This window comes from Lebetimonas sp. JS032 (assembly GCF_000523315.1).
Lineage (GTDB): Bacteria > Campylobacterota > Campylobacteria > Campylobacterales > Nautiliaceae > Lebetimonas.
In genome coordinates this window covers 915,779-938,684 of the sequence record NZ_ATHS01000001.1, presented here as the reverse complement: position 1 = coordinate 938,684, position 22,906 = coordinate 915,779, and the positions used below count along the sequence as shown (strand labels likewise).

The 22,906-nt window shown below is 31.2% G+C and carries 28 protein-coding genes; 13 read left to right on the top strand and 15 right to left on the bottom strand.

The window, feature by feature from the left end; translation table 11 throughout:
• Positions 1-16: 16 nt before the first annotated feature.
• Genes DZ65_RS0105260 through recA form a run of 6 tightly spaced genes read right to left on the bottom strand, consistent with a single transcriptional unit; the run spans position 17 to position 3,840 of the window.
• A complete protein-coding gene (locus tag DZ65_RS0105260) occupies positions 17-196 on the bottom strand; it encodes a hypothetical protein (protein ID WP_024787621.1) in 180 nt (59 codons plus the stop codon).
• Entirely contained in the window at positions 171-683 is a 513-nt protein-coding gene (locus DZ65_RS0105255) for a shikimate kinase (RefSeq protein ID WP_024787620.1), read from the bottom strand. Before DZ65_RS0105255 ends, DZ65_RS0105260 begins: the two co-directional genes overlap by 26 nt.
• Positions 670-1,245, bottom strand: coding sequence for an AMIN domain-containing protein (locus tag DZ65_RS0105250; protein ID WP_024791320.1), 576 nt, complete (start codon positions 1,243-1,245; stop codon positions 670-672). Before DZ65_RS0105250 ends, DZ65_RS0105255 begins: the two co-directional genes overlap by 14 nt.
• Before the next feature lie 36 nt (positions 1,246-1,281).
• Entirely contained in the window at positions 1,282-1,527 is a 246-nt protein-coding gene (locus DZ65_RS0105245) for a septum formation initiator family protein (RefSeq protein WP_024791319.1), read from the bottom strand.
• Complete coding sequence (eno, locus tag DZ65_RS0105240; RefSeq protein WP_024791318.1) at positions 1,524-2,795, bottom strand: phosphopyruvate hydratase; 1,272 nt, start codon at positions 2,793-2,795, stop codon at positions 1,524-1,526. The genes DZ65_RS0105245 and eno overlap by 4 nt, the downstream gene beginning before the upstream one ends.
• 1 nt (position 2,796) lies before the next feature.
• Positions 2,797-3,840 carry a recombinase RecA gene (gene recA, locus DZ65_RS0105235; protein WP_024787616.1) on the bottom strand — a complete coding sequence of 348 codons (1,044 nt, stop codon included), beginning with the start codon at positions 3,838-3,840 and terminating at the stop codon, positions 2,797-2,799.
• 65 nt (positions 3,841-3,905) lie between these two features.
• On the opposite strand from recA, the gene DZ65_RS0105230 reads away from it, so the two are divergent.
• From DZ65_RS0105230 to DZ65_RS0105215, 4 genes are read left to right on the top strand one after another with little or no spacing between them, the layout of a single operon-like run.
• A complete protein-coding gene (locus tag DZ65_RS0105230; protein ID WP_051428186.1) occupies positions 3,906-4,835 on the top strand; it encodes an MqnA/MqnD/SBP family protein in 930 nt (309 codons plus the stop codon).
• Complete coding sequence (locus DZ65_RS0105225) at positions 4,832-5,314, top strand: type II toxin-antitoxin system PemK/MazF family toxin (protein WP_024791317.1); 483 nt, start codon at positions 4,832-4,834, stop codon at positions 5,312-5,314. Before DZ65_RS0105230 ends, DZ65_RS0105225 begins: the two co-directional genes overlap by 4 nt.
• On the top strand, positions 5,301-5,570 hold the full coding sequence (gene fliQ, locus DZ65_RS0105220) for a flagellar biosynthesis protein FliQ (RefSeq protein WP_024787613.1): 270 nt from the start codon (positions 5,301-5,303) through the stop codon (positions 5,568-5,570). The genes DZ65_RS0105225 and fliQ overlap by 14 nt, the downstream gene beginning before the upstream one ends.
• A gap of 13 nt (positions 5,571-5,583) precedes the next feature.
• Positions 5,584-6,363, top strand: a complete 780-nt coding sequence (locus DZ65_RS0105215; protein WP_051433539.1) for a UDP-N-acetylmuramate dehydrogenase — start codon at positions 5,584-5,586, stop codon at positions 6,361-6,363.
• Here DZ65_RS0105215 and DZ65_RS0105210 read toward each other — a convergent pair.
• Together DZ65_RS0105210 and nusA are read right to left on the bottom strand one after the other, a co-directional pair.
• Positions 6,360-7,328 carry a DUF475 domain-containing protein gene (locus tag DZ65_RS0105210; protein WP_024791315.1) on the bottom strand — a complete coding sequence of 323 codons (969 nt, stop codon included), beginning with the start codon at positions 7,326-7,328 and terminating at the stop codon, positions 6,360-6,362. The two genes, DZ65_RS0105215 and DZ65_RS0105210, sit on opposite strands and share 4 nt — an antisense overlap.
• A 70-nt stretch (positions 7,329-7,398) precedes the next feature.
• Positions 7,399-8,469: a transcription termination factor NusA gene (gene nusA / locus DZ65_RS0105205; protein ID WP_024791314.1), complete on the bottom strand. Its 1,071-nt coding sequence runs from the start codon at positions 8,467-8,469 to the stop codon at positions 7,399-7,401.
• Between the two features lie 107 nt (positions 8,470-8,576).
• Between nusA and DZ65_RS0105200 the strand changes: the two genes are divergently transcribed.
• The 9 genes from DZ65_RS0105200 to DZ65_RS0105160 are packed head-to-tail and all read left to right on the top strand — an operon-like array spanning position 8,577 to position 13,929.
• On the top strand, positions 8,577-8,807 hold the full coding sequence (locus DZ65_RS0105200) for an HP0268 family nuclease (protein ID WP_024789759.1): 231 nt from the start codon (positions 8,577-8,579) through the stop codon (positions 8,805-8,807).
• 32 nt (positions 8,808-8,839) lie between these two features.
• Positions 8,840-10,108: a tRNA (N6-isopentenyl adenosine(37)-C2)-methylthiotransferase MiaB gene (miaB, locus tag DZ65_RS0105195; RefSeq protein WP_024791313.1), complete on the top strand. Its 1,269-nt coding sequence runs from the start codon at positions 8,840-8,842 to the stop codon at positions 10,106-10,108.
• Positions 10,109-10,161: 53 nt separating this feature from the next.
• Entirely contained in the window at positions 10,162-10,563 is a 402-nt protein-coding gene (locus DZ65_RS0105190; RefSeq protein WP_024791312.1) for a hypothetical protein, read from the top strand.
• Positions 10,532-11,341, top strand: coding sequence for a tyrosine-type recombinase/integrase (locus DZ65_RS09935; RefSeq protein ID WP_035908168.1), 810 nt, complete (start codon positions 10,532-10,534; stop codon positions 11,339-11,341). Before DZ65_RS0105190 ends, DZ65_RS09935 begins: the two co-directional genes overlap by 32 nt.
• The gene (locus DZ65_RS0105180; RefSeq protein WP_024790873.1) at positions 11,332-12,186 is read left to right on the top strand and encodes a hypothetical protein; all 855 of its coding nucleotides are present in this window, start codon (positions 11,332-11,334) and stop codon (positions 12,184-12,186) included. Before DZ65_RS09935 ends, DZ65_RS0105180 begins: the two co-directional genes overlap by 10 nt.
• Positions 12,179-12,685 (top strand): hypothetical protein, encoded by a 507-nt coding sequence (locus tag DZ65_RS0105175; RefSeq protein ID WP_024790872.1) that lies wholly within the window; start codon positions 12,179-12,181, stop codon positions 12,683-12,685. The genes DZ65_RS0105180 and DZ65_RS0105175 overlap by 8 nt, the downstream gene beginning before the upstream one ends.
• Entirely contained in the window at positions 12,682-13,245 is a 564-nt protein-coding gene (locus tag DZ65_RS0105170) for a hypothetical protein (RefSeq protein ID WP_024791311.1), read from the top strand. Before DZ65_RS0105175 ends, DZ65_RS0105170 begins: the two co-directional genes overlap by 4 nt.
• Positions 13,242-13,619, top strand: a complete 378-nt coding sequence (locus tag DZ65_RS0105165) for a thioesterase family protein (protein WP_024791310.1) — start codon at positions 13,242-13,244, stop codon at positions 13,617-13,619. Before DZ65_RS0105170 ends, DZ65_RS0105165 begins: the two co-directional genes overlap by 4 nt.
• Positions 13,603-13,929 (top strand): YraN family protein, encoded by a 327-nt coding sequence (locus DZ65_RS0105160; RefSeq protein WP_035908167.1) that lies wholly within the window; start codon positions 13,603-13,605, stop codon positions 13,927-13,929. The genes DZ65_RS0105165 and DZ65_RS0105160 overlap by 17 nt, the downstream gene beginning before the upstream one ends.
• A 131-nt stretch (positions 13,930-14,060) precedes the next feature.
• Here DZ65_RS0105160 and DZ65_RS10360 read toward each other — a convergent pair whose 3' ends face one another.
• From DZ65_RS10360 to DZ65_RS0105125, 7 genes are all read right to left on the bottom strand, one after another.
• A complete protein-coding gene (locus DZ65_RS10360; RefSeq protein ID WP_024791308.1) occupies positions 14,061-16,094 on the bottom strand; it encodes an EAL domain-containing protein in 2,034 nt (677 codons plus the stop codon).
• Positions 16,091-17,011 carry a cytochrome-c peroxidase gene (locus DZ65_RS0105150; RefSeq protein WP_024791307.1) on the bottom strand — a complete coding sequence of 307 codons (921 nt, stop codon included), beginning with the start codon at positions 17,009-17,011 and terminating at the stop codon, positions 16,091-16,093. Before DZ65_RS0105150 ends, DZ65_RS10360 begins: the two co-directional genes overlap by 4 nt.
• Positions 17,012-17,073: 62 nt before the next feature.
• On the bottom strand, positions 17,074-17,778 hold the full coding sequence (locus DZ65_RS0105145; RefSeq protein WP_236617359.1) for a tRNA (5-methylaminomethyl-2-thiouridine)(34)-methyltransferase MnmD: 705 nt from the start codon (positions 17,776-17,778) through the stop codon (positions 17,074-17,076).
• Entirely contained in the window at positions 17,756-19,063 is a 1,308-nt protein-coding gene (locus DZ65_RS0105140) for an APC family permease (protein ID WP_024791305.1), read from the bottom strand. The genes DZ65_RS0105145 and DZ65_RS0105140 overlap by 23 nt, the downstream gene beginning before the upstream one ends.
• Complete coding sequence (locus DZ65_RS0105135; protein WP_024790870.1) at positions 19,056-19,520, bottom strand: Crp/Fnr family transcriptional regulator; 465 nt, start codon at positions 19,518-19,520, stop codon at positions 19,056-19,058. The genes DZ65_RS0105140 and DZ65_RS0105135 overlap by 8 nt, the downstream gene beginning before the upstream one ends.
• The gene (recJ, locus tag DZ65_RS0105130; protein WP_024791304.1) at positions 19,517-21,151 is read right to left on the bottom strand and encodes a single-stranded-DNA-specific exonuclease RecJ; all 1,635 of its coding nucleotides are present in this window, start codon (positions 21,149-21,151) and stop codon (positions 19,517-19,519) included. Before recJ ends, DZ65_RS0105135 begins: the two co-directional genes overlap by 4 nt.
• On the bottom strand, positions 21,139-22,770 hold the full coding sequence (locus DZ65_RS0105125) for a CTP synthase (protein ID WP_024791303.1): 1,632 nt from the start codon (positions 22,768-22,770) through the stop codon (positions 21,139-21,141). Before DZ65_RS0105125 ends, recJ begins: the two co-directional genes overlap by 13 nt.
• Positions 22,771-22,906 lie beyond the last annotated feature (136 nt).

The window sequence follows — 22,906 nt, the reverse complement described above, 5'->3', positions numbered from 1 at the left end:
CTCACATCTCACTTTTTCACACTTTAATATTTAAGTTATTTCCTTTTCCGGTGGCTTTTGCAGCTTCTTCTATGGCCTTTGTATTTTCAAAAGTTTTCTCAAGCAAATTTCCCAAAACATTTTTTACAACATCCTGTGCTTTTTTCTGAGCATCAATTCGCAAAATGGCATTAATGTTTTGATTTGAAATTTTCATAATATTCCTTTATTATATTCACGCTGTTTTGTAAATCTTGGTTTTCAACAGTTAAATCGGCCAGTTTTTCATATATTTTAGTCCTTGAATAATAAAGTTCCTCAGCTTTTGATCTCTCTTTAAAAAGAGGCCTTTTTTCAATTTCTTTTTTATCCATTCTTTTTAAGATATCTTCGAAATCCACTTTTAGATAAACCACAATCCCTGCTTCTTTAATCTCAGGAATAAATACCGGAAACCCTCCCCCTACTGAAATAACAGTATTAAAAACATTTTTTTTAATCCATTCGAAGCAGTATTTCTCCTTTTGGCGAAATATTTTTTCTCCATGGGTTTTAAAAATTTCACTGATAGTTTTATTTTCAAAATTTTCAATCAGTAAATCCGTGTCAAGAAAAAAAGTTTTCATCTCTTTAGCTAAAATTCTGCCTATTGTAGACTTCCCGCTGCCCATAAAACCTGTTAAAAGCAGGTTATTTGAGCTCAATTTTAATCCCCTCTTCAGTTTTTGTGAGTTTATATGAATAATTCGTATCAAAATATATAACAATCCGATAAAAACCTTTGTGGTTTCCAACAACAATTTTTTTTACAAAATATTGTTTTATAATTCTTTTCATCGTTAAAAAATCTGCGTTTTTTTGAAAATCCAGAACAAGCCTGAACGGTCTGATTAAAAACATATTTCTTATCAGTTTATCTTTTGTTTTTATAAAAAGTTTTTTATTTTTGATAAAAAGAGTAAAAAGAGAATCAAATTTATATTCTTTAATTCCGAAAGTTTTAGGTTTATGGATAATAACTACGGGAGAGTGAAAATCAATATTTTTGTTTATTAAAATTTCTTTATTTTTAATATCTCCGCTGGAATTTTGATAAACAAAAATAATTTTTTTTAAAATTCTTGCGTCATTTGGAAAATAAACTTTTTTTTCTTTAAAAAATTCGGGTTTAATAATTATTTTATTTTGAGGGTTAATTACAGGTTCAAACGGATTTATCCTTGCAAATAACAAAACATTCATTATAATCAGTATTAATATTCTCATTAATTTTCCATTTTACATTTTACATTTTTCATTAGATTATTTTCCTTCAAGCTCTTTAAGTTCAAAATACTCTTTTTGAAGCGTTGTATTTTCTTTTTTCAAATCATTTACCTTTTTATTTAAAATTTTATATTCTTTTTGTAAATCCAACATTCTGCTGAAAGATTTTTCACCAAAAAGCAAATTAAAAATATAAATGCCAAAAAGAAAAGAAAGCAAAATAACTAAAATTATTTTTAAATCCACTTTTCTTTTAGCTCTTATGTCGTCAAATTCTATCATTTAAAAATTTCAGCCCCTATAAATTCAGTTCCCTCCACACTTCTTTCAATTTCAAGAAGTCTGTTGTATTTAGCGGTTCTTTCACCTCTTGCAGGCGCTCCTGTTTTAATTTGGCCACAGTTCATCGCCACAGCAAAATCCGCAATAAACGCATCTTCGGTTTCACCGCTTCTGTGACTTACCACACAGGTATAATTGTTTCTGTATGCAAGTCTCATAGTCTGCATTGTTTCTGTAACTGTTCCTATTTGATTTAATTTAATAAGGATTGAATTTGCAATACCTTCTTCAATTCCTTTTTTTAACAGTTTTTTGTTTGTTACGAAAACATCGTCACCCACCAACTGAATTTTATTTCCAAGTTTTTGGGTTAACAGCTTCCATCCTTCATAATCGTTTTCAGCCATACCGTCTTCTATGGAAACAATAGGGTATTTTTCAACCAAAGCCGCATAATAATTTACCATTTCTTCGGCACTTAATTCTTTTCCTTCACCGGCTAAAACATATTTTCCGTTTTTATAAAATTCACTGCTTGCAGGGTCCATTGCGAGTGCAATTTCTTCTCCTGGTTTATAACCAGCTTCTTTTATCGCTTTTACCAAATATTCTAAAGGCTCTTCATTATTTTTAAAATTAGGCGCAAATCCCCCTTCATCACCAAGAGCAGTAGGATGTCCGTCTTTTTTAAGAAGATTTTTAAGAGTATGATATGTTTCTGCTGCCGCCCTTAACGCCCTTTCAAAAGAATTAAAACCGACTGGCATAATCATATATTCCTGAAAATCGACATCATTGTCAGCATGAACACCGCCGTTGATAACATTTAACATAGGCGCAGGCATTACAAGTGCATTGCTTCCCCCCAAATATCTGTAAAGCGGAAGAGACAAAGATGAAGCAGCAGCCCTTGCCACAGCCATACTTACACCGAGAATTGCATTAGCACCTAATCTGCTTTTATTTTCTGTTCCGTCAAGTTCTATCATTGTGTTATCAATTTCAGCCTGATCAAACGGACTCATACCGATTAATTCATTTGCAATGATTGAATTTATATTTTCACACGCTTTTAACACGCCTTTTCCGCCGTATCTGTTTTCATCTCCGTCTCTAAGCTCAAGCGCTTCCCTTTCACCTGTGCTCGCACCGCTTGGAACATTCGCACTTGCTACAACACCGTCGCTTAATTCAACCGTTACTCTGACAGTCGGATTACCTCTGGAATCTAAAATTTCATCTGCAAATATATTTTCAATAAAAACCATTTTATTCTCCTTTTTCTTCAGTTTCTTTTTCTAATGCCTCAATCATATTTGAAAGTTCCACTCCCATGGCCTCTTTAATTTTCTGTTCAATCTCCTCTGCAACTTCAGGATGCGTTTTTAAATATTCTTTCGCATTTTCCTTGCCCTGACCCAACCTTGTGGCACCGTAACTAAACCACGCTCCGCTTTTATCAACAATATCCAGTTTTACACCGTAATCGAGAATTTCGCCTTCCCTGCTTATTCCTTTTCCAAACATTATGTCAAATTCCGCTATCCTAAAAGGCGGTGCCACTTTGTTTTTTACTACTTTTACTTTTGTTCTGTTACCTACTTCTTTATCCGCCTGTTTCAGTGTTGCTATTCTTCTGACATCAAGCCTTACGGAAGAATAAAATTTTAAAGCGTTACCGCCGGTTGTTGTTTCAGGGTTACCGTATCCCATCATTCCGATTTTCATTCTGATTTGGTTGATAAATACAACTGTTGTATTCATCTTGTGAATTGCGGCGGTCAGCTTTCTAAGGGCCTGAGACATAAGTCTTGCCTGCACACCCACCTGTGCATCCCCCATATTTCCTTCTATCTCCGCTTTTGGGGTGAGGGCGGCCACTGAATCAATTACAATAATGTCAACCGCACCGCTTCTGGCGAGTGTTTCAACTATTTCAAGAGCCTGCTCCCCGTAATCGGGCTGTGACACCAATAAATTATCCACATCCACGCCTATATGTTTCGCATAAATTACATCAAGGGCATGCTCCGCGTCTATAAATGCGGCCACACCGCCCTGTTTTTGAGCCTCGGCTATAATTGAAAGCGCTAACGTTGTTTTACCGCTGCTTTCAGGTCCGTATATTTCGGTAATTCTTCCTTTTGGAATACCGCCAATTCCAAGGGCCATATCAAGGCCGAAACTTCCAGTGGGAATCGCCTCAATAGGTTCTATATCCCGATCGCTCAGCTTTACCAAAGCTCCTTTTCCAAACTGCTTGTCAATCTGTTTAATTGCAAGATCCAAAGCTTTTTGTTTTTTATCATTCATTAAAGACCTTTTTTTGTTACAATTATAACAAAAAAGGTTATTAAAAATTTAATTTTTAAAGGACTATCTTGAAAACATATAATTTGGCGCATTCTCCGGATGCAGACGATATTTTTATGTATTACGCCATTAAATTTGGATGGATCTCTACTAAATGGAAAACGGGAAATGGAAACAACGGTTATATTTTTGACAGCGAAGCGGAAGATATTGAGACTCTCAATCAAAAAACCCTTCAAAATATTTATGACATAAGTGCCATAAGTTTCGGTGCTTATCCTTTTTTAAAAAATGAATACGCCCTTTTGAGATGTGCGGTTAGTTTCGGATACGGATACGGGCCAAAACTTGTTAAATTAAAAGGCAAAAAGTTAAAACCGAATTTCAAAGTGGCTTTAAGCGGAAAATATACAACTAATGCCCTGCTTTTTAAAATTTACTATCCAAAAGCAAGAATTGTATATAAAAATTTCCTTGAAATTGAAGATGCTGTTTTAAGCGGTGAGGTTGATGCCGGGGTTTTAATACATGAAAGTATTTTAAATTTTAATGAAAAACTCGAAGTGGAAAAAGAACTGTGGGATATATGGAAAGAACTTGCCGGAGATATTCCGCTGCCTCTCGGGGGAATGGCTTTGAGGCGTTCAATTCCACTGCTTGATGCCATAAATATAGAAAATATATTGACAAAAGCCGTTGATATTGCAAACAGGCATAAAAACATACTCTCAAAAATGCTTCTTGAAAGAAATTTGGTAAGGGTTGATAATAAAACACTGGATAAATATTTAGACCTTTACGCCAATAATAAATCGGTTGAAATGGACGAAGAACAGTTAAACGCACTCAATAAACTCTTTGAGCTTGGATATAAAAACAATTTAATCCCGCATATGGAAGATGTAAGAAATTATTTAATTCCAAAAGAATATAAAAACTTAAGATGTGAAAGCGGTGAAAACCTGCCCGGCCGCTTGCAAAAGGCGGGGTGGTGAGTAGTGAAAATGAATTTCAAAAGTGGTATGAAAGAAATGAATTAGCGCTAAAATGTAAACCGAGAACTCAAAGGGCAAGTTTTATAGAGTTTTTGGAAGGGGAATTTAAAGGTGAACCCCCTGTTAATTTTAAAAGAGGTGAAATATATTTTGCAAAACTGACCGATTCTGCAAAAGTTAGACCATTTTTAATTTATCAAAATAATTTTTTAAACGAAGCCTGCTTCAAGGGGCTTTACCATACGGTAATAGTCTTACCCCTTTCCGGACAGATTCTCGGGGGAGATTACAGAATATTTATAAAAAAAAGAGATTTAATGAGTAAGGACAGTGAAATAGTTGCAAACGCAATAGGAATAATTTCAACAGGAAAAATAATATTTTCAAAAGGAATTGTTACAAAATTAAGCGATGAAGAAATGAAAAAAGTTGACATTGTAGTAAAAAAAGCCACAGGAATGAAAAATGAATCAGTCTGAGGTTATCGCTTTAGCGGTACAAACACTCAAACTCGCTCTTTTACTCTCACTTCCGGCACTGTTAGTAGGTATGGTGGTGGGGCTTATAATTTCCATTTTTCAGGCTACCACACAAATTAATGAAATGACGCTGAGTTTTGTTCCGAAAATTATAGCTATTGCGGTGATTTTAATTCTTACAATGCCGTGGATGATGAATGAAATGATAGATTTTACCACTTATGTTTTTAAACTGATACCAACGTTTTTGAGATAGTGAGTAGTTAGTTGTGAGTAGTGAAAAATTTAAAATTATAGATTTTTCAAAGTTTTCTTCCATAAAAATCGGACCTAAAATTAAAGTGAAAATAATAGATGAAGAAAATTACAATAATGAATTTTTAATTGGAAGAGCCGCCAATACACTTATTTCTCCAAATGCTAAAAATTTGGGAATTCTATCTGATAAATACAAATTTATCGAATATAAAAACGGTTACCTGAAAGTTGGAGGCAAAGTTAAAAACAGGGTTCTTTATAATTTTTGCAAAAGAAAAAATATCGGAGGGTTTGAATTTCTCTCCCACCTGCCGGGCACAATAGGGGGAAGCATTAAAATGAATGCCGGTGTAAAAAATGAAGAAATTTCAAATAATTTAATTGCCGTAAAAACGCTTAACGGCTGGATAGAAAAAAAAGATATTTTATTTAATTACAGGTATTCAAACATAAATGCTCCGGTTTTTGAAGCCCTTTTTGAAATAAAAAGAAATTATGACCCTTTTTTAGATAAATATTTAAAAAATCTTCGAAAAAACCAGCCAAAAAAACCAAGCCTCGGAAGTGTGTTTAAAAACCCAAAAGGTGATTTCGCAGGAAGACTGATTGAAAAAACGGGGCTTAAAGGAGAAAAAAGGGGGGATATTCAAATTTCAAAAGTTCATGCCAATTTTTTTGTAAATTTAGGAGAAGGTAAATTTGAAGATATGATTTATTTAATAAACCTCACAAAAAAAAGGGTTTATGAAAATTTTGGAATAAAACTAATTGAAGAAATAAAAATCATTTAATTTTTCACTTTTTTAAGTTCCATTTTTGAATGAACAAACGCCGCTATCAGTAAAATAAGCCCAAGCGTCCCTGTAACGGCTTCCGGAATTTCTATAAAAATTTTTAAAAACATAATAAAAGCCAAAATCCCTATTGCGTAATGTGCACCGTGTTCAAGATATTTGTATTCATCAAGTAATTCCTTCTCAACCATCCAGATGGTAAGACTTCTGACAAACATTGCGCCGATTCCAAGCCCAAGCATTATTAAAATAATATTTGAGGTAATTGCAAAAGCCCCGATTACTCCGTCAAATGAAAAAGAGGCATCTAAAATTTCAAGATATATAAGTCCCATAAGTCCGTTTTTTACATTTTCGGTGGAAAAATATTCATCCAGCGCTTTTAAAAGGGAATAAGATAAAATACCTAAAAAATAAGCTATTGCCACTGTATGACTTTTGGCGTCATAAACTATTATAATTCCGATTAAAATTGCAATCATTAAAGAAATATTATTAACCCTTCCAAATTTTTCGGCTGTTTTTTCTATTGGTTTTATCCATTTTATTTCTTTTTTTTCAAACATAAAATCGCTAAAAACCATCCATAAAAAAGCACCGCCAAACGCATATATGAGATTTTCGGTGTTTGATAAAATACTTTCATATTTATCAGGCTCAAACAAAGCAATATTAACAGTTTCCATTATTCCAATATCTGCGGCAACAGCCACTATTAAAATAGGGATTATAAGTCTCATTCCGAAAACCGCTATTATAAGTCCCCAGGTTAAAAATCTTCTTTGCCAGATTTTATCCATTGTTTTTAAAATTTTTGCATTTACCACTGCATTGTCAAAGGAGAGGGAAATTTCCAAAACAGCCAAAATTGCCGTTAAATAAACAGCTTCAAATCTCCCGACAAAAAAAGCAAGCCCCAAACCGGCAACAGCAATAATAAAGGAAAAATAAAAATATTTCACAATTTATTCCTTCTCACAATTCATTTTCACTACTCACCATTTTCACTACTCACTACTTTCACCATTTTCACTATATCTTAAACAGATTTTCAAGCTTTGAGGTGTCTTTTGTTTTCTCTTTGGCATCTTCTAACACAATTTTATATTTTGTAAGCATACTGGCCAGTGTTATATTTACTCCGTTTTTTCCTATTGCTTTGGCTTTTTGCTCAGGGTCCACCTCCACAATCGCAACTCCGTCTTTTTCATTTATTTTTACGCTTTTTATAATTGCGGGTGAAAGAGCCCTTGCTATGTAAATTTCAGGTTTATTGGAATATTCTATTACATCAATATTTTCACCGTTTAATTCATTGCTTACGGCATTTATCCTGACTCCGTTTTTACCTATTATTGTTCCTATAGGCTCAATTCTCGGATTTATACTGCTTACGGCAACCTTGCTTCTAATACCCGGTATTCTTGCACTTGCATGAATTTTGATAATTCCGTCTCTTACCTCGGGAACCGCTTTTTCAATTAATTTCTCCAAAAATTTCGGGCTTGTTCGGCTAAGTTCTATAACAATTCCTCTTTTATCGTCAAAATGGACAAACTTCAAAAGGGCTTTTAACACATCCCCAACTTCAAATTTTTCACCTTTTATTCTGTTTCTCATAGGAAGAACGCCTTTTACGCCGTTTAAATCAACCCATGTGTTTTCTTCACTGTCAACTTTTACAACTTCACCTGTCACAATAGTGTTTAATTTTGAAATAAGTTTTCTGTAAATTTCATTTTCAAGCAGTCTTGTAACTTCCTTTTCAAATTCTCTTTGCAAGCTGTTAGCGCCGCTTCTTCCGAGTTTTGACAAATCAAGTTCCACTTTTAACTTATCCCCTAACTGAATATCAGGCTCAAAATCCCTCGCTTCGTCGAGGTATAAATATTTTTCGCTGTTTTCAAGTGCTCTGTCGTCATTTACAACTTCAAAAATCTGATAAATTCCCATTTTATTTTCTAAATCAATTTCAACATCAATGTCACCTATATATTTTTTGGCAGTTTTAATAATTGAGCGTTTAAAAGCTTCTTTTACTTCTTCTTTATCAAGTCCTTTTTCATGCGCCACCAATGATAATAAATCTTCTATTTTTTCCACTTATAACCCTTTTTTCAATGATTTTTTTTATTTAAGAAGAAACGGGGAGTTTTCTTGGGTATAATTTTACAAAAAATTTTGATAAAATAATAGTAAAAAGGACAAAAATGACATTAAAATTAATAGAAAATGAACATAAAACAAAAGAAGTAAATATGGAAGATTTTCTTAAAAGTGTTAAATCCAACTCATTTTATTATTTTCACAAAGACACAAGTTATAAAAATCTTAAAGATTTGATAGACAAATTAAGCGAAATGGGATTTTCGGTATATTTCAGAGAAGTAAAATACGGGCTTGACGAGGGGGCGTATATGTATGAAATGCATATTTTATAGTGAATGGTGAGTTGTGAGTGGTGAGTTGTGAAATGAAAAAACTCTATATTGAAACTTTCGGCTGTCAGATGAATGTAAAAGACAGCGAGCATATTGTCGCAGAGCTTTCAAATGAATATCAAACCACACAAAATCCGGATGAAGCGGATTTAATTATCCTCAACACCTGCTCAGTAAGAGAAAAACCGGTTAACAAACTCTTCTCCGAGCTTGGAAAACTGAAAAAAATAAATCCAAATGCAAAATTCGGTGTTTGCGGATGCACTGCAAGCCATATGGGAGAGGAAATTATAAAAAAAGCTCCTTTTGTCAGCTTTGTGCTTGGAGCCAGAAATGTAAGTAAAATAAATGAGACAGTAAACAAAGAAAAATATATTTTTACCGATATAAATTATGATGACACAACATATATGTTTAAAAACACAAGAAAAAATCCATATAAAGATTTTGTAAATATAATGGTCGGATGCGACAAAAAATGCGCTTTTTGCATAGTGCCGAAAACACGTGGAAAAGAAATATCCATTCCTATGGATTTAATTTTAAAAGAAGTTGAAAAATTAGCAGATGAAGGCGTAAAAGAAATAACGCTTCTTGGCCAAAATGTCAATAATTACGGAAAAAGATTCAGTGTTGCCCATCCCAAAGTAGATTTTACAGACCTTTTAAGAGAAGTCAGTAAAATTAACGGAATTGAAATCATAAGATTCACTTCCCCCCACCCTCTTCATGCAGACGACAAATTTTTGGATGAATTTGCAAACAATCCTAAAATTGCAAAACATATTCATTTTCCCCTTCAAAGCGGAAGCACTAAAATACTTAAAGCCATGAAAAGAGGATATTCTAAAGAATGGTTTCTAAACAGATGCGAAATTTTGCGTCAAATCCCGGAGGTTTCAATAACCACCGATATAATCGTCGGTTTTCCGGGAGAGAGCGAAGAGGATTTTAATGAAACGCTTGATGTGGTAGAAAAAGTAAGATTCGAGCAGATGTTCAGTTTTGTATATTCTCCAAGACCTCTAACAGAAGCGGCAAATATGGCCAATCAAATAGACAAACAGACGGCAAAAAAAAGACTGCATAAACTTCAAAATATGCACAAAGCCATCCAGGATGAAATATATCAAAATAAACTCGGCAAAATTTACAAAGCTTTGATTGAAGAAGAGACACTTGCCAGAAGCAATAATAATTTCACCGTTAAGATTGCCCCTGATAACAAAAATCTGGGAAAAATTGTAAACGTAAAAATAAAAGAAATAATTAATCATAATCTGATAGGAGAAGTAATATAAAAAAAATTCTTGTTTTTCTTGGTATAATTATTTTAGGAGTTTTTATTTATTATATGTTAAACGATTCATACAGGCTTTCATTTGAAGCTAAATATTTTTTTGAAATAGGCGATTATAAAAAAGCCGAGCTTTTGGCAAAAAAAGCATATATTTTAGAGCCATATAACAGAATGGCGTTTACAGTTTACACACAGTCCAAAATTGCAAACGAATGGCAAAATTATATAAATGACGCAGAAAAATATTTTAAAAAAATTGAAATTATTGCAAACAAAAAAAATATTACAAAACAGGACAGGGAAAAAGTAAAAATAATGCTTGAAATTATAATAGACGAATATAAAACATTGACGCCCTCGCTTCTTTTACCGGAAAGTTTAAAAGAAAAGGCACAAAAGATGTATAGGAAGGGGAAAAAACTGTATGAAAACGTTTTTGCAAAAAGAATCCCGTAAATATTTGAAATATATTGAAAAAACAAAATCAAAAGAGACTTTAAGAACCTATGAAAGCACACTCAAAGAGGCAATTAATTTTATTGAAATAATTAACAATGAAATCGATATAACGCCTTACAGATTGCATATTGCCTCTTTAAATAAAAAAACCATAGCAAAAAAAATATCCGCCATCAGAAGTTTTTTTGAATTTTTACAAAGTGAAGGGTTTAAATACAAACTTATAGGGGATGAGCATATAAAAGTACCTAAAACCCTTCCAAAACCCGTTAGCATCGAAAAAATAAAAGAGGTTTTAAAAATAGCCGATATGGAAGAATATTTAGCAATTATCGTAATTTTCTCCCTGGGGCTCAGGATAAGCGAAGCTGCGAATATAAAATTAAACGATATAAAAGGTGAATGGATAGAAATAAAAGGCAAGGGGAATAAAACAAGAATACTTCCGCTTCATCCAAAACTTAAAGATTTTATCAATAAATTCTTAAAAATAAATCCGAAAAAAGAATATCTTTTTGAAAAAAATTCCGTTCCCTTAGGGGAAAGCAAATTACGATATATTATTCAAAAAGCTTTTAAAAAAACAGGCATTCATGTAACGCCTCATCAGCTAAGACATTCGTTTGCCACTTATTTACTAAATAAAGGTGCCAGAATAAACGATGTAAGCGAACTGCTGGGGCATGAATTTATTTCAACCACCCAGATTTATACAAAATTAAGTTCAAATTTGAAATTAAAAAATTACATAAAAGCGCATCCGTTATGTTCTTAAAAAGATTTATAAAAAAACAGTATATTTCTTTTTATTTTGATGAAAATTATAAAATGTTAAATGAAATATATAAAAACAATAAATTATTGGAAGAAAACAGATTTGAATTCGAAAATAAAAAAGATTTAATAAATAAAATGAAAGAATTATCCCAGGATATTCCCCAAACATATCTCTCTTCCGTGATACAGACTATAAACCAGGGCGTTATTCCCACATGCGAAAAAAAAGAATTTTCCAAATTCGGCATAGAAACCGAAAACATTAAATATATCTGTATAAACAATAAATTTGCCGTATATGCTTCTATTTTTGATTTAATGGAACTAAAAAGATTCAATCTCGATTTTATTTATTCAATTTTTTCACTTATTGATTATAAAGCCGCAAAAAAAACAAACACTTTATATGTAATTATTACAAAAGAAAAATTTTATGTATTGATTTATCATAAAAATATTCCTGTTTATTCCGATATTTACGAAAAAATAGAAGAGATGTTCGAAGAAAACAATGAAAATACAGACGACGAAATAATAGAAGAAATAGACGATGATGATGGTATGGTAGAAGATTTAGATAAAATAGAAGACATTCCTGAAGTTGAAGAAAAAGAAATTAAAACAGGAATTGAAATGGATGTTGTCAATTTTATAAAATCATCGCTTGAAGAATATTATAACAATTATTCTGAAGATTTTATTGAAAACATTGTTATATTAGACAGCGGTATTTTAAACGATGATGTTACACAAATAATAAAAGATATGCTTTTAATTGAAGCTAAAAAAGAAAATTTCGACATATTAAAAACAATAAACGAAATAAGCAGGAAAAATGTATAGTTTTACAAAACCGAAACAAAAACCGCTCTTGTTAGAAGATACAAAATTATGGCTTGTTTTTATTTTTATTTCCCTGAGTCTTTATATATTGTTTGGAGTGTTTTTAAGCCTGAAAGCATATATTTTTAAAAAAGACACCGATACATTTCAAAAAGAAATTATAAATTTAAACGCTAAATTAACAAATATTCAAAAACAAAAAACATTTATTTTAAAAGAAAAAACACTGTATGAAGACATTATGGTTAAAAACTCACTTTTAAAACAAAGCATTAAGAACCTGCTTGATTTAATACCCGACCCGATTACCCTTAGTTCATGCGAATTTGACAAAAACAGGCTTGTACTTTACGGAATAACCCCGAGTAAGGACATATATAATATTTTAATGCTTCCGCCTCTTGAATCTATTTTTAATGAAACAAAAACCTACTTTTACCAGATGCCAAACGGCTGGTACAGATTCAAATCCGAAAATTATTTAAAGAGTAAACAATGAAATTACCAAAAATCAACTCTTTTAAAATACCGAAAATAAAAATATACGGAATAGATGTTATAAAAAATTTTCTTTTTTTTACATCATTTATTGTTTTAACATTATTTAGTATCGGCTTAATTATAGCCCCGTCTATTAGAATTTTCAAAAAAAACCAAAACGAATATTATAAAACAAAAACCGAATTTGAACATTTAAAAAACCGTTATTTAGAAAAATCATTGACACTTAAAAAACTGCAAAAAGAAAACAAAAAAGTAATTTTAGCCCTGAAAAGAGATTTTAATAAAAAAAATTTTAAATCATTTGCTTCAAAATATATGAATATATTAAATATTAAAGAAATCAACTCCTCCGCTTACCAAAACATTTTTTTGAAAACATCTTACATGGTTGACGCCGTTATAAAAAACCCCAAAAATTTTTATGACTTTTTAGACGCCCTGAAAGATTATAAATATGTGATAAGGGCATATTTTCCTGTAAATTTTGAAAAAAAAGAAGAAAGTATTGCACTTACTTTTAAAATAGAGCAATATAAAATCAAAAAACAAAAATGAAATATAAAAAAAGAATTTATTATTCCCATACCGATGCAGGCGGAATTGTATATCATACAAATTATATAACGTTCTGTGAAGAGGCAAGAAGTGAAATTTTCTTCCAAAAAGGCATTTTCTTTGAAAAAGAAGAAGGTTATGTGGTAAAGGATATAAACGCCGTTTTTCTCTCAAGCGCCAAACTCGGAGACATAATAGAAATTAAAACTGAAATTTTAGAAATAGGAAAGGTAAAACTAAAAGTTATGCATTCAATATTTAAAGAAAATAAAAAAATTTTTAAACTGTCCGTTACACTCGCATATATTAAAAATTCAAAACCCTCACGCATTCCGCAAAACCATCTGGAAATACTGTATGAATACAAAAACTAAAGGAAATATCGCCGAACAAAAAGCCGCCCAATTTTTAAAAAACAACAATTTTAAAATAATTGAGAGAAACTTTTACACAAAATTCGGAGAAATAGATATCATCGCTTTTAAAAACAGTGTTTTTCATTTTATAGAAGTAAAGAGCGGTAAAAATTTTGAGCCTGTTTACAATATAACGCACGCCAAACTTCAAAGAATTATAAAATCTGCATATGTATATTTGAAAAAGCACAATATAAACTCCGCTTTTTGCATAGATGCAATTATTATAAAAAACGATATTGAATTTATAGAAAACATTACATTTTAAGCTCCCAAAAGGGAGCAACCTTTTAATTAAAAAAGGAGAAAGGATGAAAAAGGGGGGATTAAAATTATAATTAAAAAAGATTAAAAAAATGTTAAATATGTAAAATTTATGTCAAATTTGTAAAATTTATGTCAAATTTCTGTCGGTTTTGAAAGCGGCTCATACAAATAAAATCCCTGGACACAGTCAATACCCAAATTTTTGACAATTTCAAAAACTTCTTTATTATGAACAAATTCCGCAATCGTTTTTATGTTTTCCCTCTTTGCAAAAAGACCCACCAATTCCACCACAGTTTTGGAAACACTGTCTTTATCGATATTTTTAATCAGACTCCCGTCTATTTTTATAAAGTCTATATCTAAATTAATAATATGTGCAAAGTTTGAATATCCGCTTCCAAAATCGTCTATTGCAAAAGAGATGTTTTTCATTTTCATTAATTTAATAAATTTCTCAACCTGTTTATAATCTTTGACTGCCTCACTTTCAAGAATTTCAAAAGTCAGATACTTTTCAATTCCTTTAAATTCTCTGAATTTTTTTCTTAAAAACCAGATAATTTCGGCGTCTAAAATATCCTCAATGGATAAATTGACAGAAAAATATATATTTTTATTATAAAGCATTTCAAAGGCTTTGGAAATTATAATTTTGGTTATTTCCCTGTACATTCTGTTTTCTTTTGCTATTTCAAGATAAGGAAAAATTGATTCTATTTTTCCGTTATTATCAATTCTGGCTAAAACTTCATATTTTATAATTTTATCTGTTTTAACATCCACGATTGGCTGAAAATACGGAATAATCCTGTTATTGTTAATGGCATTGGACAAAATGGTGGATTTTTTTATATTTCTTTTAATTTTTTCAGAATTATCTAAATTATCATTATATTCAATAAATTTTAACCTTTTGTTTTGTTTAATATAATGAAGGGCAATTTCAGCTGTTTTTAAAAGCGGTTTTTTTTCACTTATTGCAGCGCTGAGTGAAATTTGAAAATCAAGTTTTTCATCCACAGAATAATTTACATACTCAAATGTATTCATTATAGTTTTAACATAGGTTTCAACTAAATTTTTATCTTTTGAGAGAATTGCAAAATTATCTGCAACTATTCTATAAACATTTTTATCCAATTTTTTTAAAAAATCCGCAACTTCCATTAATATTTTATCACCTCTCTCCCTTCCGTATAAATCATTTATATTTTTAAAGCCGTCTATATTTAAAAGAAGAATCGCATTAAATTTATTCTGGTCTTCCAAATATTTGTTTCTGTTATAAATATTTGTAACATTATCAATATATGCAAGTTCATATAAAAGGTCTTTATCTTTTTCTACCATTCCTATTAAAATTATCAATGCCACAAATAAGGCAAACAATATAAAAATTCCAAAATATCCTATAATTGTGAAACTGTTGATTTGTATATTTAAAATTATTAAAAACTTTTGTTTTAACTTATGCAGTTTTTCAATACTGTCTGAATTCAGAATTTTATTTAAATAGATATTATATTTACTCAAATTATTTAAAATTACATTTATATGTAAGATTAAAGATTGGTTAAAAAGATTAGCTTTTTTATTGTTAAATTTTATTTTTTTAAAATAATTTATATTAATATTTTTTATTAAAGACATATCATTTGTAAACTTAGCCAAATATACAGATGAAACAGCATAAACCACTTTTTTTCTATAATTTACAGGAACATTTAATTCGGGAAGTGTTGAAAGAAGTGTATCCAAAAAAATAGTTGAATTTTTGATAGGGGCGTTAACTTTTTGAAATTCATATACATAATATACCTTTTTGTTAAATGCTTTTTTATATTCAAACAGATATTTTAATATAAAAGATTCATTCATTTTTAATAAATTATCTTTTAAAACATTTATTTTGTTTTTTATTTCTTTTATAGAATAAACATTTTCATCAAAACTTGAATATAAAAACAAAGAATTTTTAAGTATATAATAATTTAATCTATACTCTTCTTTTTCAATATTCAACAAAATATTGTTTATTTTATTTATTTTTAACAAATAATTTTTTGCGTAATTATTAAAAGCATATATTATTAAGATTACAGCTAAACCGATTATTCCCACATATACTTGCGCTGATGTGAATTTAAATCTTTTAAAATTCATTTCTCATCCAGTATTTTCGGTTTTTTACCCGTTAGAGTTTTTAAAAAAGCAACAATTTTATCTGTTTCATTATTATTAAGTTCAATACCCAAATTATAATAAGCCATCAATTTAACCGCCTTTTTTAGGGTTTTAACGCTTCCGTCGTGAAAATACGGATATGTAAGGGCTATATTTCTAAGAGTAGGGACTTTATAAACATATTTATCATCTGGATTATGGGTTACATAAAATCTATCTAAATCTCTCGGTATTTTATAAACTTTCACAACCACCCCTATTTTTTGATAAGAATTTCCTCCAAAATTAATTCCGTTATGACATGTTATACATCCGTATCGTTTAAAAAGCATAAACCCTTCTTTTTCTTTTTTATTTAGTTTTACTTTTCCTTTTAAATATAAATCAAATTTAGAGTTAGGAGTAATCAGTGCTTTTTCAAATTCCGCTATGGCATCAAAAACTAAATCATAGTTTATATAATCTACCCCGTATACTTTTTTAAATAATTTTTTATATTCACTAATTTTATTTAACTTTTTCTCTAAAAGTTCCCTGTTCATTCCCATTTCTTTTGGATTTTGATTAGCCTCTTCGGCCTGAGCCTTTAAGGTTGGTGCCCTTCCGTTCCAAAAAAACGCTATATTAAACACTGCATTAAAAACAGTAGGGGAATTCATTGGTTTATCTATTTGATGATGTACACCTATACTAAACTGTCTGTTGTCATCCCCTCCTTTAAAAACATTATGACAGCTTGCGCAAGAAATGGTATTGTCTATTGAAAGACGGGGGTCAAAAAAAAGTTTTTTGCCAAGCAGGGCTTTTTGTTTATTATATTCAATATGTTCAGGTATCGGTTTTAGAAGCTGGGCATTAACAAAAACAATTACAAAAAATATTAAAATTTTTCTCATTTATCCTCTTTAAGAGTTTTTTATACAATTATATCACCCCCCCCCGTAAAATCAAGGCTTTTTTAATCAGTATAATAATAACAATTTACTCTTTTTAATTTCTCTTCAAAATCCACTCTTTCAAAAGGCAGATCAACTAAAGCCGCAATTGTGCCTTTTCTTATTTCATCTGTATTATGTGTATATAATTTAAATCCGAGTTTATACAGTGCACACCTCACGGGTGTTGCAACGCTATACGAAGTTATTATACCAAATTTATTTAATATATTCTTAATCTGTGTAAAATATTCTATACTCCACAGCTCTTTATTTACTTTTGGAGAAAAGGCATCCTGAAAAACAATATCAATACTACTTAATTTTTTAATATATTCCCTTGCATCTCCTATAAACACTTCAATTTTTACAAATTCGTCTTCATAATAAAAATTATCGCTTATTTTATTTATAATGTGTCTTATGCTGTCAAACTCTTTAGGATATGGAAAATCTTTTAAATTCTTAATTAAATCTTCATCCATTTCTGGGGAGAAAATATTTAATTTTGAATGTTGGGGTCTGTTTAAAACACTTAAAAATGTGTTATATCCAAGTCCAAAACAGATATCTAATATATTAATTTCTTTTTTTTGAATAACATTGAAAGCCGGATATATGTGTTTATAAAGGCTTTCTTTAACAGCCCCCTCGCTTGAATGATAGCATTCGTTAAATTTATCGTTTTTTAATGTAAAACTGCCGTCAACTGTTTTTATCTTTTTCAACCTTTTTCCTTGCATAAAAAAATGCCAAAATTCCTATAATTACATATAAAGAAAATACAAAAACAAGCTCTATTTTATTTATTTTATATTCATAATAAAATATAAAAACACCGCCTATAAATAAACCGGCCATCGAAATTAACGTAACAATGAGCGATGAATTTGTCTTATCCTTTATTTTAAAATTAGCCAGAGACATTAAAAAAGAGACTAATAAAAATGTAATACTTCCAAATTCCAATATTAATCTTAAATTTCCTATAATAATGAGTAAACTCGCAACAAATGCCATAGTAACAATAGAATAACTTGGAATTGTACCTTTCCTGAAACTTAAAATCTTTGGCATATATCCATCGTCCGCAATTCTTGCAAGCTGACGGGAAGAGCCGAAAAGAGTGGAATTAATGGCACTTGTTGTAGCCAAAATTGCGCTAAAAATAACCAGAGCCCCTCCCCATTCACCTACAATCGATTTCATTCCCACAGCCAGAGCCGCTTCTTTATTTCTTATTAATTCATTCTTATCAATTGATAAAACACTGGCTAAAGCAATAATAAAATAAATCATACTTACTATAAAAATTGCCGAATATATCGCCCTTGGAATATTTTTATCCGGCTCTTCCATATCTTTTACACCGTTGATTATAAGCTGAAAACCTTCATATGCCACAAATGTAACGGATGAGACCATTAATATATTCAAAAACGGGGTGTTTTTAAAATCACTGCTTAAAACTCTTATAAACGAATGGAAATCATATTTTGAAAAATAAAAAAGAATAAATGAAATAATAAATAAAATAAACAGCTTTAAATACACAATAACATCTTCAACCTCCCCCATTCCCCTGACACTCCAGAGATTAATTGCGGCAAAAGTCCATACTATTAAAATAGCAATTATTTTTCTGATTATTTCATTTTCTCCGAAACTCATTAGACTTATCGAATAAGATGAAAATGTATAAGCATATAAAGCAATGGTTGAAATATATCCAAAAACCGTATACCAGCCTATTATTGCCGCCGCAAAATGCGAATTTGCAAATGTTCTTTTAAAAAAAGCGTATGTTGCACCTTCATCCTTATAATAAACTCCAAGTTTTACATATGCATATCCGGCAAAAAAAGCCAAAACACCTCCAAGAGCTATTGAAAAAGGAGCTAAAAATCCTGCAATTGAAACGGAAATTCCAAGAATGGTAAAAATTCCGCCCCCTATCATCCCGCCTATTCCGATTGCTAAAAGTTCTTTAAACCCCAGAGCTTTTTTAGTCATTTTCCACCACTTCCACAAAAGCATTATATAAAGTTACAATATCCCTGTCCGCCTTTCTTAAATGTTTTGCCAGGTTATATGAAATTATCCAAAGCATTTTTACCCCAATTGTAGGATATGTGTCAATTATTTCTATAAAATCGTTATGCTCTATTTCAAAAACCAAAATATCGGTTTTTGCTTTTATAGTTGAGCTCACAAATCCCCTGTCTATTAAATTGACCTCTCCAAAAAATTCTTCCCCTCCTGCCTTTATATCAGTTATAATATAATCATTTTTATATATTGTCTCTTTTATTACACTGACTTCGCCCTCTTTTAGAATAAAGGCTTTACCTGAATATTCGCCCTCTTTTACAAGGATTTCATCCTTTTTATATCTTTTTTCCTTAAAAAAATCTTTTATCTCTTCATATTCTTCATTATTCAGCGTTTTAAATATCGGATGGTTTTTCATAATATCTCCTCAATTATCAGCTGGACTTCCCTGCCGTAATAATTATTTTCACTTAAATTGAATTTAAATGTTATATTGTCATCAAATTCTCCGTCAAATCTAAAAATAATTGCAGGCAGATAAATATCGTTTTGACTTAAAATCAGTTTATAATGATTATCTTTTAAATTTTGAATATGCTCAATTTTGGCATGAGAGATAAATTTAGGTTTCGGATTGGCTTCTCCGAAAGGCTCATAACCTTTTATAATATCCAGCAGTTCCAAATCTATTTCACAAAAAGGAAGTTCGCCCAAAACAAAGTCTTCTATAAAAAAATCATCCTCACTGTATTTTTTTATTTTTTCATTTAAGGCTTTTTTTAACTTTTCAAAATTTTCTTTTCTTATTGTAAGCCCACAGGCCATTTTATGCCCCCCGAAGCCATCTAAAATTTCAGAACATTCATTAACCAATTCAAAAATATCGATATTTCCGAGACTTCTTCCGCTGCCTTTAAGAAATTTACCCTTTTTTGAAAAAACAATTGCAGGTTTTTTATACTTTTGAACAAGCCTGCTTGCAATAATCCCCACAACACCTTCATGAAAATCACCGTAGAAAAGAATAAAATCTTCATCTTCCACTTCAATAGATTCAATAATTTCTTTTTCTGTTTCTTTTCTTAAATTGTTAAGCCTGTCAAGTTCTAAATAATATTTGAATGCCTCCTCTTCGCTTTTACTCACCAAAAAATTATATGCCGCATATGCACTCTCCATCCTGCCGGCCGCATTAATTCTCGGGGCTATCTGAAAGGAAATAGTTTCAGAGTTTATCTCTTTAAATTCACGCACCAAAATTCTGCTAAACGGCCTTAATGCCATATTTAGCCTTTTTAAGCCCATATTCACAAGTGTTCTGTTCATATGTGTTAAAGGCATTACATCGGCAATTATTGCAATAGAGAGAATATCCAGAAACTCCCTTAAATCTATTTTTAAATTCATTCTCTGTTTTATAGAGGCGCACAGATACCATGCAACCTCAGCCCCGCATATTTCTTTAAAAGGAAAATCAGGTGAAATTTTCGGATTAATTACGGCATAAGCCTCCGGCAGCTTAAACTCACCATTTTCACCATTTTCACCTCTTTCACCATTAATTATTGGCGTGTGGTGGTCCGTAATTATTAAATCAGTTCCAACCTCTTTACAGATTTTGGCTGCTTCAAACGAGGTTATCCCGTTATCCACTGTAATTATCAAATCGGCTTTTATTTCTTTTAGAATTTTTGGGCTCAGTCCGTATCCGTGAACAAACCTGTTTGGAATAATTATTTCTACATCAACCCCGATTTTTTCAAAAAAAAGTTTCATTATTGCCGAACTGCTTGTCCCGTCAACATCGTAATCACCTACAACTACAATTTTTTCTTGTGTTTGAATTGCTTTTACTATTCTATCAGCTGCTTTATAGATATCTGATAAAAGGGAAAAATGGGGAATGTTGATTGATTCTATCTCTTCAATTCTACTTGAGAGAATTTCTTTTATTAACTCTTTATATAATTTTTCATCATGGCCGCTTTTCAAGCAGCCAGATGAGCTAAACTCATTTTTCACTTTTAATTTTTCATTTATATTCTGCATTTATATGCATTCTCAACAAAGCTCATAATTACTTTATTCGGAGATTTTAATTTATTTGTAAATTCCGGATGAAACTGAACTCCTACAAACCAGGGGTGATTTTTAAGCTCAACCGCTTCGATAAGCCCTTCTTTACTTTTACCGCTTACAATCATTCCATTTTCTTCCAATGCTTTTTCATACGCATTGTTTACTTCATATCTGTGACGGTGTCTTTCAATCACTTTATCCACTTTGTAGGCTTCATAAAGCTTTGTATCTTTTTTTATAATACATTCATACCCTCCAAGTCTCATAGTGCCGCCCAAAGGGGATTTGTGTGTTCTTATCTGTTTTTGTCCGTTTGCATCTATAAATTCATCTATAAGATACACAACCGGCTCGCTTGTATCCGGTTCGAATTCCTGAGAATTGGCGTATTTTAAACCTAAAACATTTCTTGCAAATTCTATTACAGCAAGCTGCATCCCTAAACATATCCCGAGATAAGGAATTTTATTAACCCTGGCGTATTTTATGGCTATCAGTTTACCTTCAACCCCTCTTTCACCAAAACCTCCCGGGACTAAAATTCCACTTACTTCCGCAAAAATATTTCCAAGTTCTTCATCACTGATTTTTTCAAGATTTTCACTGTCTATCCATTCAATTTCCACTCTCATATCAAGATGGGCGCCGCTGTGAATTAAGGCTTCTATTAACGATTTATAGCTCTCTTTTAATTTAAGGTATTTTCCGACAAAAGCTATTTTTACCGACTTTTGGGGAGAAATAATTTTTTTAACAAGATAATTCCATTCACTCATATCCGGATGCAGTTCACCAAGATCAAGCTGTTCTGAAATCGGCTTTAAAATATCCTGATTAAAAAAATTCAGAGGGACCTGATAAATGGTAGGGGCATCCACCGCTTCAATAACGGCTTCCCTGTCTATGTCGGTGGAAGTGGCAAGTTTGTCTTTAAGACTTTTAGGAAGAGGCTTTTCTGTCCTGCAGACTATCATATGAGGCGTAATACCTATACGTCTTAGTTCCTGCACACTGTGCTGGGTCGGTTTTGTTTTAAGCTCGCCCGCAGCCTTCATATAGGGAATCAGAGTAACATGCACAAACATAGCATTATTTTTACCGACTTCCTGTTTAAGTTGCCTTACCGCCTCTAAAAAAGGAAGCCCTTCTATATCTCCCACGGTTCCTCCGAGTTCTACCACAACAATGTCGGCATCGTTACTGACGTCTTTTATTCTTTTTTTTATTTCATCCGTAATATGTGGAATAATCTGAACCGTTTTCCCTAAATAATCCCCTCTTCTTTCCTTTTTTATTACGCTTAAATAAACCTGCCCTGTTGTAAAATTATTTTTTTTACCTAAATTTATATTTAAAAATCTTTCATAATTTCCCACATCCAAATCCGTTTCGGCTCCGTCTTCGGTTACAAAAACCTCTCCGTGCTCAAACGGGCTCATTGTTCCCGGGTCAACATTAATATAAGGGTCTATTTTTACCATAGTGACTTTCAATCCGCTGTGTTGAAGAAGCGTCGCAATGGAAGCTGATGTAATACCTTTTCCGAGAGAACTGAGCACTCCTCCGGTTACAAAAATAAATTTAGCCATAAAGCCCCTTTTTTATGAAATTATATCATTTTTAAATAAGCTATAATTCCATTAAAATACTGACTAAATAACGAAAAAGTAAAAATATTACAGCGTTGCGGAATTTAACAAAAATTTTGCGTTAAAAAATTGCATC